Here is a 12,075-nt window from a genome sequence, read left to right as displayed (position 1 = left end):
AGCTAGTGAATATATTGGTATAACGCATCACAATGTACCTTATATTTATCGCATAGCTTTACTCTACTACGCATAAAATACATGATTGGTTATAACTACTATAACCAATCGCCATACATCTAAGCGCTCCTGAGGCTTAAAGTTATGCGGTAGATATGGTATAAAGGTCAACGTTTGGGCATATTGTTCATTCCATAAGGTTGATATATACCATTAGAAGAATGAAAAACCTAAAGGCATAACTCTTATCATCTGGCTTTATTTATACAAGCATTGGCGAGTATCACATTGACTCTCATCAATGACAATAAAAAGTCATTATTGAATAAATAGGTAGATTTTTATGGCGTTAATAGTACAGAAATACGGCGGCACCTCGATGGGCAGTATCGACCGCATCAAAAACGTCGCCAAACGAGTCAAACGCTGGCATGACAATGGTCATCAAGTGGTCGTCGTGGTCTCAGCCATGAGCGGCGAAACCAACCGTTTGATTGATCTAGCTCGCCAAATTAGCACACAGCCTGATCCTCGCGAATACGATCAAATGGTCTCAACAGGTGAACAGGTTTCTATCTCGCTACTCGCTATGGCGATTAAAGAGCTTGGTATTGGTGCGCGTTCAATGACTGGTCGCCAAGTCGCGATTAAAACCGACAATGCCCATAACAAAGCCCGTATCGAAAGCATCGATGATAAAAACATACGTGAGCAATTAGATGCTGGCAATATCGTTATTGTGGCAGGTTTCCAAGGTATCGACGAAGAAGGTAACGCGACCACATTAGGACGCGGCGGTTCTGATACCACAGGTGTGGCGATTGCCGCGGCCTTGGGCGCTGACGAGTGTCAAATTTATACCGATGTCGATGGTGTTTATACCACTGACCCTCGTGTAACCTCAAAAGCCAAAAAGCTTGAAAAAATTACATTTGAAGAAATGCTCGAAATGGCCAGTCTTGGCTCTAAGATTCTACAGATTCGCTCAGTAGAATTCGCTGGTAAATACGGCGTGCCGCTGCGTGTACTTTCTAGCTTTGATGAAAACACAGACGGTAGCTTTGACCAAGAATTTCAAGACAACGTGGGTACCCTAATTACGATAGACGAAGGAGACAATATGGAACAGGCAATCATCTCAGGTATCGCGTTCAACAGAGACGAAGCAAAAATCTTGGTACGCGGCGTGCCTGACCATCCTGGTATCGCCTCTGCTATCTTAAGCCCAATTGGTCGTGCCAATATCGAAATCGATATGATTGTACAAAATCTTTCGGATAACGGTACTACTGATTTTACTTTCACGGTCAACCGCACTGATTTAGATAAGACGCTAAAAGTGCTTAACGAAGAAGTGAAAGATGAAATTGGTGCCAAAGAAATATTGGGCAACAGTGAAGTTGTTAAAGTGTCATTGGTTGGTGTCGGCATGCGTTCACACGCAGGTGTCGCTAGCCTTATGTTCCAAACGCTAGCTGAAAACAACATCAATATTCAAATGATTTCAACCAGCGAAATCAAAGTGTCAGTTCTGATTCAAGATCAACACCTAGAAAAAGCCGTTAAGTCATTGCACACGGCATTTGGCCTAGATCGTGAAGACGGCGAAAGCAAAATCGCTGGGCTATAAGACACAAAAACTGTTAAAATATAGCATTAGCATTGATGGTTATCTATTAACTGCTATTAATTACTTTATAAAGTATGTAGATAAACAGCATTTAAATTAATAGCGTTTGAATTAATAGTATCCAAATAAATACAGTACTTAAATAAAATAGGATCTTTTTAGGTCCTATTTTTATTTTTTAGCGTAGTTGAAATGAGCATTTACCTAATAGTTTTGTGAAAAACCGTGACAGTATCTGTTATGCCGCCTATAATGGGGCTTTCATTTGGGCTAAATGAATCTACCTATCATTACCGCTATTGGCACGATATCTGGCATCGTGATAATGGTTATATCGCGTGTTTGGTGCTGCGGTAATGTTCTGCAATTGAGAAGTAATCTGATGAGTAATAATTTGTTGATGCGACATAAGGAGTGTGACGCATGTTAATTTTGACACGCCGCGTGGGCGAAACGCTAATGATTGGCGACGAAGTAAGTGTGACGGTTCTAGGCGTCAAAGGCAATCAAGTACGTATCGGTGTAAACGCACCTAAAGATATTGCAGTACACCGCGAAGAGATTTATCAACGTATTCAGCATGAGCGTTCTGTACAGTCGCAAATGCAGCATCTTGAACAAGGCAACTTTTCGCCTTCGTTTGATGACGAAGACTACTTTAATCGCTAAGCTAGCTAAATTATAATGCTGAACGCTCAACGGCTACTATCATCATTGAGCACACATAAATATTATATTGTTTTTTTAATCTGCTCTGAGGTCATTTATTTATGAGTATCCGCCAATCAGATGTATCGGCATTACTTAATGGTTTGAACAAAAAAGCCATTGGATTCAATGATGTCATCAGCTTTATCGATGATTTTTATCGCTATGCGCCTGCCCCTTTTGTAAATGGGATGGTACATAATGCAGCCGGTGAGAACGAAGGTAGCGCAAAGATTTTTGGTTTTGCTAAGCACCATGGCCTGAACCAATTGGACACGCTTAAACTATTTGGCGAACATTATGCCAAGGTTCAAGCAACACCTAACGGTACCGATCATGCCAATATCCGCAATTTTTTACATTGGGGCTGGCAAGGATTTTTGATGCAAAAGAACCCGTTAACGGTTCGTCCTAGTGTCGATACGACTGCCATTTAATCGTTTATAGTGATTAAGCTATTTCTGATGATTTGATCATTGATAAAGTAAAAAAAGCCACGCTATATAGCGTGGCTTTTTTATGATGAGTGTTTTTATAACAACTATTACAACTTATTTATAAATCTATTTATCACGAAACTTAACAGGCTGTACCGCGCCTTTAGGATTTGGCATATTAGGGTAGTGATGCTCGTGCTCGACGTCACATTCAGCACCAACGACAGAACCATCATCTTTTACGGGTTTATGAATATAACCTGTACGCTCGGCTGGCGGTAGGTGCTCATGCTCCCATACCATCACAGCTTGCATACAAGTCTCACGCTGCTCAGCGGTAATCTTACGACCGTCAGGCCATTTACCTAGCTCAATCGCCATACGAAATTTATCGACCACTTCGGGCGTTAGACTTGCTAGTATTGTTTGTTTATCCATCTTACCTACTCTCCACTACCATTTTTTGCATCATATATTAGTCTAATAGATACGCTTATTCATCGTCTATAATATCATCATCGACATCAAGACTGAATTCTTCGGCATGTACGTTCCAGTGCAGCTTTGTACGACAGGCCTCATAAAAGTCAAACCCAGGTGGGTGTAACAAGGTAAGCTTATCAGGATGCTTACGAATATGTAGGCGCTGCTCTTGCTCAAGTGGCACACTCGGCTTACCATCTGCACTCACCATCGGCTGAGTACGATTGTCTTCGTGGATACGAATACAGACCTCACTATTACCACTGACCACAATCGGTCTGCTAGATAATGTATGGGGATGCATCGGCACCAGACAAATAGCGTCCATACTCGGATGAATGATTGGACCGCCACCTGATAAAGCATAAGCAGTAGAGCCTGTCGGCGTTGCCGCTATCAAGCCATCACTATGCTGTCTATATACGTCGTGACCATCAATTTTCATCTGAAAATCAATCATATGTACGGATTTACCAGCATGCAGTACGATGTCGTTCAGGGCCATGTCTTCATGGATGATTTTGCGACCTTCTCGTATCTCCATCGTCAATAAAAACCGATGATCCAGTTGATAGTCTCCCATCAATACTTGGCGTAACTTAAACGCAGCTTCATCAGGTTTTACATCTGCTAAGAACCCTAAACGACCACGGTTAACCCCTAATACAGGTACACGGTAGCGTGCTAGCGCTTCAGCAGCATGTAATATCGAACCATCACCGCCAACCACAATAACCAAATCACAAATCTCACCAATCAAACCACGTTTGACGATTTTGACTCTTTCTATGTCTGTGAGGTCAAGCGTTGGTAAATTGGCCGTTTGTACGTCCATTATCAAGGTCAAATTCATATCATTGACGGTTTGGGCAATCTGTACCAAGCTTTGAGTGACACTACGTTTACCAGCACGGCCCATTAGACCAATACGCCTAAAGGCGGGGTTTTTAATAGCGTGGAATAGCTCTGATTCATGTAAGTGTGGCAATCTTGCTGACTGCGCTGAGTTTTCCATAAAACGACTCGGTATAACGGTGAAGTACAAGGTAATGATAGCGATAAATGCGCGCTTAGACTAGCATGTTTATTAATTATCGTTGTTAACTGTCGTAACTGACCCCATATAAAAGCTATCGAATGTTTTACTTAGTCATATCTGTCTGTTCAGTTGTCAAATTAGCATATTGAGCGATACAGTAGCCCGATGCGCTAGCCAATGAGCAGCCTGAGGTTGCACCGCAGCAGTTGTCACGCAAACACAGTTGACAATAATGGCGGTTTTGCTAAAGTAACTAATATCACTATTTTTATATTTTATTATTAAGGACTTATGTATGGCCAATCCTATTGTCAGTCGCGCAGAACTTGCGATCGGCGGTAATCCAATGACGGTCAAGGGCGTAATTCAAAAGACCAGCTTATTACTTGGTTTATCAGCCATTACTGGTGTGGGCTTTTTCTTTTATGCGCTTATGGCAGGTTTATCGCAAGGTTTTATTACGATGGCAGCCTTTGGTAGCATGATTGCTGCGTTTGTTCTGGCTCTTTTTATTACCTTCAAGCCGCAAAAAGCCAAGACTTTGGCAGTGCCTTACGCCTTGTTAGAAGGTATCTTTTTGGGCGGTATCTCATTATTTTTCATGAGAATGTATCCAACGGTACCAGTCACTGCAATGTGTGCAACTTTCGTCACAGCTGCGGTTATGCTTGGTCTATATCGTTCAGGTCTAGTTAAGGTTACTGAAAAGTTCCGTTCTATCGTGACCTCGGCGGTTATTGCTATTATGCTTGTTTATGTAGCACAGTGGGTACTTTCTTTAGCGTTTGGTTCATCACTACCGTTCCTATTTGAAGGTGGCGCTATCGCTATTGGCTTTAGCTTATTTGTCATCGTTATTGCTTCTTTTACCTTGTTATTAGATTTTGACAATATTGATCGCGGTGTGGCGATGGGTGTTTCTGAAGATTACGAGTGGTTGTTCAGTATTGGTATTCTTGCGACCCTAGTGTGGATGTATATCGAATTTATGCGTCTGCTAAGCTATCTGCAAGACTAATTTTAATAGCTATCTAACAGTATCTCTGTATAGAAAAAACCGCCTTCCATCAAATGGAAGGCGGTTTTTTTATGAGCAAATTTCACAGGCTTGTTTACATTAAATACTTCTTAAAGAGACTAAGCACGTTTTAAGCGCAATGCATTTAATACGACAAATAGCGAACTGAGCGACATACCAATTGCAGCAAGCCAAGGTGGTACATAACCTAAAGCCGCTGGTATCAGAACAATACTGTTGTAAGCGAGTGCCCAGCGGAAGTTTTGCTTGATAATACGTTCCGTTTTATCAGAGATACGTTTAGCTGCAGTGATGGCCTCGATTTGCCCATTTAAGATAATACTATCACTAGATACTTGTGCTAAGTCTGCCGCACCTGCAATCGAGGTTGAGACATCTGCTGCTGCTAGCACTGGCGCATCATTGATACCATCACCCACCATCAATACCACGGCACCGTTAGCTTGCAACTGCTGAATATGATTGACCTTATCAGTTGGTGATAGTCCATTATACGCAGATTGCATTCCCAAGTTCTCAGCCATGACTAGCGCTTGCGGGCTTGGGTCACCTGTCAACATAACAGACTCGATACCTAGTCCTTTGAGCGTATCGAGCATCGACTGCGCACTATCACGTACTTTGTCATTAAAATAAAAGCATGCCAGCGCCTGCCATCCATTATCATCAGTATTCTGACAAGACAATACTACTGCTGAGCTGGCTCGCTGAGTTACCAGATCGATAGTTAAATCATCGTTTACATCTATATCATTGGCGCTATTATCTGCTCTGTCTAACGCAAAGTCTTTATGACCGATTCGATATACAGTACCATCAATCATCGCTTCCACCCCGCCTGCTGGATAATGCTGTACGGCTTGCGTCGATGGCAGGTGTAACTGATAGGCTGCCGTCAGTAACGCGTGGGCAATTGGATGACGACTCCCTACTTCTAGCGCAGCTGCAATGGCCAACAGCGTATCTTTTTGCGCTGTTAATGATAAATCGTCAATTTCGGTCTGGCTTTTTGGTGTGATTAACTCAATATTTAATAAATTCGGCTTACCATAAGTCAGCGTGCCCGTCTTATCAAAAGCAACATGCGTGATTTCAGCTAGCGTTTGTAAGGTATGGCCACGCGTCGTCAAAAAACCATAGCTTGCCAAACGATTGGTTGAGACGGTCAAGGCAATCGGCGTCGCCAATGACAATGCACATGGACAAGTAGCCACTAAGACTGCCACGGTTGCCCAAATCGCTTGGCTTGGATCAACGAGATACCAGCCGACAAATACCAAGACTGACAACACCAGAATGCGCGCCACAAACCAACGTGCCAGCTTATCTGCTTGCTGCGCCAACTTGGGTTTTTCGCTCATGGCACGATTCATCAATCGATCAATTAAGCCTATCTGGCTGTCTTTTGGCAAGGCGGTGACTAGCATCTCAAACGGCTGGCTATCGTTTTGTGCACCACCAACAATATAATCACCTTGGGATTTGATGATTAAATCACCTTCGCCAGTCAGGAGACTTTGTGACACCGTTGCAGTAGAACTTAGCAAGATGCCATCACTAATAATCTCAGAGCCCGCTTCAACCAAAATGATGTCACCCACTTGTAAACTATGAGCGGTGACCATTTGCTTTGACTCTATATCGTCTTCTGCTTGTGATTGCACATTCTGTTGGTTGCGTAACTGTTGCCAGTCTTGAGCGATACGTGATGTGAGCTGATGAACATTGGCGTCCATACGCTGCATAAAATCAGGCATCGGCTCTACTGTAGTCGACTCACCTTTAGTAGTTTCATTTTCAGTAAGCTCACTTTTAATAAGCTCATCTTGTTGAGACGTATTTTCTTTCAGCAGTTGTAAAATATGCTCAGCTGCTGATTTGTCTTCAGCGACTTTTTGTACCAATACCGGCTCAACCACGACCAAATCATTAGCCATAGTCGCGGCTTTTAGACGTGCGTTGTGCTCGATATAACGCCCTGCTAACAGAAAGAAGATAAACATGCTGACCGAGTCATAATACGTCTCCCCTTGCCCAGTGATGGTAGCGTAGAGACTGGCAAAGAAAGTAATAATCAACGCAAGACTGACGGGCACGTCCATATTGACTTGGCGGGCACGAATCGCTGACCATGCGGAGGTAAAGAAAGGAATACCAGCATAGAAAAATACAGGCGTACTCACAAATAAAGACACCCAACGCAAAAAGTCACGTTGGAATATTAACATGTCGCTATACTCACCAAAATAAAGCGCAACGGCATACATCATCGCTTGCATCGAACCTAGTGCAGCGATGCCGAGACGCAATAGCATTTGATTATTATGACGTGCCAGCATAGCTTCGTGAGTATCTTGGCGATAAGGCTTGGCTTCGTAGCCTATTTCGTTGATGACCGCTAAAATGCGACTGATGGGTAACTTATCTTCATCCCAAATAACCCGCATGCGTTGGTTGGTCAGATTTACCTGACATTTACCAATACCCTCTAGCTCATCGAGACGCGACTCAATCAGCCAAGTACAGGCAGCACAGCGTAAGTTATTAACCGACAGCTCTGCTACTGACATGCCATCTTGCGCGTAAACGAACTGTGATTTTATCTCGTCATGATCGTAGACCTCAAGACGCGTCAGCTGAGTTGGCAAACTTGCCGTACGGTTAATTTCCGATCGGTCAAGATAATACTGCTCAAGACCAGCCTCTACTATGCTTTGGGCAGCTAACTGACAGCCCATACAACACATCTCTCGTGACTGACCTAATATCTCAGCATAAAACGGTGGCTGAGGTACGGGATCGCCGCAGTGAAAGCAGTGGTCAGCCAGCGGAAGCACTAAGCCTTCGATGATAGAAGTGTCTTCATAAGAGTGATTGGTAGCAGATGATACTGATGATGGGATACTAGACATAGTCGCGCTTACTTCCTTTGACAGGCTTGCTTAAAATGCATTCATTTAAAGCAAACTTGCTCGTGTTGACTGTACTGTACGTCATGCAATAGAGCCGTTTTTAATCACATGAATATCACTACCGCTAATAGCACAGTATTAATAACAAACGGCTAATAGCAAACAATTAGCAACAGCGAATTCATACAAAATACATCGTGAGGGCAATCGTAAATTGTTATCTTATATGGCGTTTATCTACCAGATTGAAAGTGACTGACGCTTTATTACAAGTATCGGTATTTTAATAGGGATTATACTATAAGCCATCGCTATGAGCAGTACCATCACTCATGGTCTACGACCAATAAATGCCTGCGTTGACGATGATAGATTGAAAAATTTGTCAATTTGCGTCATTATGAGGCAGTTTTTTATCCAAAAATGGTGCGACATCCGTGCAAAAACCTAATTACAAGTTACCAAATACCAAGTTATCAGCGTCATCTAAGTCTGCTATGCACACGCTACCCTCGCAGCAGCGCGGCTTGGTCTTTAGTAGTCTGCTATTAATTATCATCATCGCAGGCATGGTGCTGTTGGCGCTATATTTGATCAAACTTGATCGCACCATTACTCATAAGTTTGAGGGTAAGCGCTGGGACATTCCAGCCAAAGTGTATTCACAGCCGCTTGAGCTGTACCAAGGCGCCAATGTCGATAGAGATACAATGAAGACATGGCTAGAGTTGCTCAATTATCAAAGCAACAAAGCTTATGACCGCACAGGTACCTATCACCGAACAGGTAATACTTACTTTATTCACACGCGCGGCTTTACGTATAGTGCTAATGATAAAGATGCCGAGCAAGTCATCAAAATGACGATTTCTGGCAATAAAGTAGAGTCTATCCAGAGTACTCTGCCTGCTAAAAGCGGCATCATTCGTCTAGAGCCTGTCAATATCGGTGGTATCTATCCCGACAGTAATGAAGATCGGATGGTTGTGTCTTTGGACGAAGTGCCTCAGCCGTTGATTGATGCACTCATCGCTACCGAAGATCGCGCGTTTTATGAGCATAAAGGGGTATCGGTACGTGGTATCGCCCGTGCCGTAATCAATAACTTTACTGGTGGTGCCAGACAAGGTGGCTCGACCATCACCCAGCAGCTGATCAAAAACTTTTATCTCAATTCAGATCGTACGATCAAACGCAAAGCCAATGAAGCATTGATGGCCGTGTTACTTGAGCTGCATTACAGCAAAGATGAGATTTTACAGACCTATTTGAATGAGATTTATCTGGGTCAAAATGGTAATCGTTCTATCAATGGTTTTGGTCTGGCATCACAGTTTTATTTTGACAAACCTCTTAATGAGCTGCGCTTAGATCAGCAAGCGATGCTGGTTGGTATGGCAAAAGGCCCGAGTATCTACAACCCACGTCGTAATCCAAATGACTCAAAAGCACGCCGCGATGTGGTGCTTAACAACATGCTGACAATGGGCACACTGAGCCAAGAAGACTATGACAAAGCTTTAAAGCAACCGCTTGGTATCGTGGATAAGCCTGCTGAGGGCAAAAGCCAGTTCCCTGACTTCTTGGATATTGTTAAACGTGAGCTAAATACCGTTTACTATTCTGACGACCTCAAAAACGAAGGTCTGATTATTATCAGTACCTTAGACCCTATCGCTCAATTGGCCGCAGATAAAGCCGTTGATAGAAAACTTGGTGAACTGCGCCGTAACAGTAGCAAAACTAAGGATTTACAAGGCGCATTAGTGAGTGCTAATCCTGAGACTGGCGAGCTAGTATCTGTGGTAGGTAGTGGTAGTGAATTTACAGGGTTTAACCGCGCGGTAGATGCCAAACGCCAAGTCGGCTCATTGCTGAAGCCTATCATTTATATGACTGCGCTTGAGAGCGGTCGTTATAACTTGGCCAGTTCAGTAGATGACTCCCCTATTACGGTCAATCTAAACGACGGTACTGACTGGAACCCTAAAAACTACGACAACCGTGATCATGGCTATGTACCATTTACCACGGCACTGTCTCAATCATATAACCAGGCGGCAGTACGCTTAGGTATGGAGTTCGGCGTTAATACCTTTGCTAAGCAATTACAGCGCATGGGTATCAAAGAAAAAATCCCACCTTACCCATCAGCATTGTTAGGCTCAGTTAATTTGAGTCCAATGGATATGCTTGGTATTTACCAAGTATTTGCCACTGGTGGTTTCCGCACGCCTATTCACAGTATCCGTACTGTTATTGATGATCGCGGCCGTATTTTACAGCGTACTGGGCTTAACACTCAGCGCAGCATTCCACCTGAAACCAATTTTTTGACCAACTATGCATTACAGCAAGTCGTCTCAAATGGTACGGCCAGACGTGCACAATCGCTCGGCAGTAATTTAAACCTAGCCGGAAAAACAGGTACAACAAACGACTACCGCGATGCTTGGTTTGCAGGCTATAGTGGCAACTATGTGAGTGTCGTTTGGGTTGGTCGTGATGATAATAAACCGATTGGTTTGAGTGGTGGTACTGGCGCCTTACCAGTTTGGGTAGATTATATGAAACGCCTAAAACTGACTCCAGTTGCTCTACCAGAGCCAGAAGGTATCGAGTGGTTATGGCTAGAGAACAACTCAGGCAAACTGTCTAATGAACGCTGTGCAAATGCTCGCTACTTACCAGTAATGTCAGCTCATTTACCAGAAGAAGCCAGCAGTTGTGCGCTAAGCCTGTATCAGCAAGATCGTGCTCGTGAACAGACACAGTTCCAAAATCAGCAAGGTGATATCAATCAACAACGTCGCCGCGAAGGTTTAGAGATTCCGAATGGCGAAGCTGTTGAATCTGAGGGTGCAGAAGGTAGCAGCGAGCAAAGTGAAGGCGATGAAGACCGTGCTGATACTTGGTATGACCGCGCTGTTGAATGGTTCTAGCTATTGAATGGCTTTAATAGTGTTTTTGGTATTTAGCTTTTAATATTTAAAAAAGGTTTTAACATGATGGTGTCACCTTTACGGACAACTACTTCAGTAAAACAAACCATAGTGCTATGGCGTAATAAAATGACGTCAAGCAATACCTTACTTGCAGGCAGCGCGATCATTGGCATGCTCAGCCTAAGTGCTTGTCAGACGGCCCCTAGCACGTCAACCACAGTGCAAACAACGCCTGTTCAAACATTACCAACGTCACAACCGACAGTACAATCAACGACAACTGCTCAAGCGCCTATCACGGAAGCAAATGATCAAAGCAACTATCCAACCGAGCCTTACGATGCAGTTGACCATCCTGAAACACCAAATCCATTAACGCAAGAGACACCTGTATTTACGCTTCCTGTTCCAGAAGTGATGCAGCCTGATCCTGTTGTCATTGCGCCTTCTCGTAACGACTATATAATCTCTGAACCATCAGTACCGTCGCATAATGAGTTACTTGAGCATGCTAGAAGAAACTCGCAGCAACGTACTCAACAATCTGCCAGCAACAATAGCAATCTACCTGCGTTTCGCAACTTGATGCAAGTAGGCATCAGTCAATTGAAAGCGGGCAATCTAACCAATGCAGAGAGCAGCTTCACCCGTGCGCAGCGTCTAGCGCCTAAGTCATCGGCGGTATACTTCTATTTGGCACAAGTAGCATTAAAAAAGAACCAGCCTCGTAAAGCAGAAGCGATGGCACGTCGTGGTCTTAGCGTCTCTCAAGATAGCAGTCGTAGACGAGCACTATGGCAAGTTATATTGCAATCAGGACAAGCTCAGGGTAACTCACGCGTGGTCAATGAAGCAAAACAAGCATTGCGCTAATAGCTGATA

General features: G+C 43.5%; 8 protein-coding genes and 1 pseudogene. 6 read left to right on the top strand and 3 right to left on the bottom strand.

Going from position 1 to position 12,075, the window contains the following annotated elements; all coding sequences use genetic code 11:
• Nucleotides 1–343 precede the first annotated feature (343 nt).
• The 3 genes and pseudogenes from QL898_RS02820 (at nt 344) to QL898_RS02810 (ending at nt 2,775) form a co-directional block, all read left to right on the top strand.
• The gene (locus tag QL898_RS02820) at nt 344–1,630 is read left to right on the top strand and encodes an aspartate kinase (RefSeq protein WP_057759246.1); all 1,287 of its coding nucleotides are present in this window, start codon (nt 344–346) and stop codon (nt 1,628–1,630) included.
• A 423-nt stretch (nt 1,631–2,053) separates the two neighbouring features.
• Nucleotides 2,054–2,221, top strand: a pseudogene (gene csrA, locus QL898_RS02815) (carbon storage regulator CsrA); the annotation flags it as partial.
• 179 nt (nt 2,222–2,400) lie between these two features.
• On the top strand, nt 2,401–2,775 hold the full coding sequence (locus QL898_RS02810) for a HopJ type III effector protein (protein WP_057759243.1): 375 nt from the start codon (nt 2,401–2,403) through the stop codon (nt 2,773–2,775).
• 126 nt (nt 2,776–2,901) lie between these two features.
• Here the strand turns inward: QL898_RS02810 and QL898_RS02805 are convergent, their stop codons facing one another.
• Complete coding sequence (locus tag QL898_RS02805; RefSeq protein ID WP_057759241.1) at nt 2,902–3,213, bottom strand: DUF1315 family protein; 312 nt, start codon at nt 3,211–3,213, stop codon at nt 2,902–2,904.
• A gap of 55 nt (nt 3,214–3,268) precedes the next feature.
• Nucleotides 3,269–4,273 (bottom strand): NAD(+) kinase, encoded by a 1,005-nt coding sequence (locus tag QL898_RS02800; protein WP_179798759.1) that lies wholly within the window; start codon nt 4,271–4,273, stop codon nt 3,269–3,271.
• Between the two features lie 319 nt (nt 4,274–4,592).
• Between QL898_RS02800 and QL898_RS02795 the strand changes: the two genes are divergently transcribed.
• On the top strand, nt 4,593–5,315 hold the full coding sequence (locus tag QL898_RS02795) for a Bax inhibitor-1/YccA family protein (RefSeq protein ID WP_057759239.1): 723 nt from the start codon (nt 4,593–4,595) through the stop codon (nt 5,313–5,315).
• Nucleotides 5,316–5,434: 119 nt separating this feature from the next.
• Here QL898_RS02795 and QL898_RS02790 read toward each other — a convergent pair whose 3' ends face one another.
• A complete protein-coding gene (locus tag QL898_RS02790; protein WP_290175730.1) occupies nt 5,435–8,248 on the bottom strand; it encodes a heavy metal translocating P-type ATPase in 2,814 nt (937 codons plus the stop codon).
• Between the two features lie 497 nt (nt 8,249–8,745).
• Between QL898_RS02790 and mrcB the strand changes: the two genes are divergently transcribed.
• Together mrcB and QL898_RS02780 are read left to right on the top strand one after the other, a co-directional pair.
• Entirely contained in the window at nt 8,746–11,190 is a 2,445-nt protein-coding gene (gene mrcB, locus QL898_RS02785; RefSeq protein ID WP_114701112.1) for a penicillin-binding protein 1B, read from the top strand.
• Nucleotides 11,191–11,319: 129 nt separating this feature from the next.
• Entirely contained in the window at nt 11,320–12,066 is a 747-nt protein-coding gene (locus QL898_RS02780; protein WP_290175729.1) for a tetratricopeptide repeat protein, read from the top strand.
• The last annotated feature ends 9 nt before the right edge of the window (nt 12,067–12,075 follow it).

The sequence above is a fragment of the Psychrobacter sp. APC 3279 genome, assembly GCF_030407795.1.
GTDB lineage: Bacteria > Pseudomonadota > Gammaproteobacteria > Pseudomonadales > Moraxellaceae > Psychrobacter.
This window is presented reverse-complemented; position numbering and strand designations above follow the sequence as displayed.

Bases quoted from the DNA above. Each gene is read 5' to 3' on its own strand.
- QL898_RS02790 (WP_290175730.1), bottom strand. From the start codon at position 8,248: ATGTCTAGTATCCCATCATCAGTATCATCTGCTACCAATCACTCTTAT.
- QL898_RS02800 (WP_179798759.1), bottom strand. From the start codon at position 4,273: ATGGAAAACTCAGCGCAGTCAGCAAGATTGCCACACTTACATGAATCA.
- QL898_RS02820 (WP_057759246.1), top strand. From the start codon at position 344: ATGGCGTTAATAGTACAGAAATACGGCGGCACCTCGATGGGCAGTATC.
- QL898_RS02780 (WP_290175729.1), top strand. From the start codon at position 11,320: ATGACGTCAAGCAATACCTTACTTGCAGGCAGCGCGATCATTGGCATG.
- QL898_RS02805 (WP_057759241.1), bottom strand. From the start codon at position 3,213: ATGGATAAACAAACAATACTAGCAAGTCTAACGCCCGAAGTGGTCGAT.
- QL898_RS02810 (WP_057759243.1), top strand. From the start codon at position 2,401: ATGAGTATCCGCCAATCAGATGTATCGGCATTACTTAATGGTTTGAAC.
- QL898_RS02795 (WP_057759239.1), top strand. From the start codon at position 4,593: ATGGCCAATCCTATTGTCAGTCGCGCAGAACTTGCGATCGGCGGTAAT.
- mrcB (WP_114701112.1), top strand. From the start codon at position 8,746: ATGCACACGCTACCCTCGCAGCAGCGCGGCTTGGTCTTTAGTAGTCTG.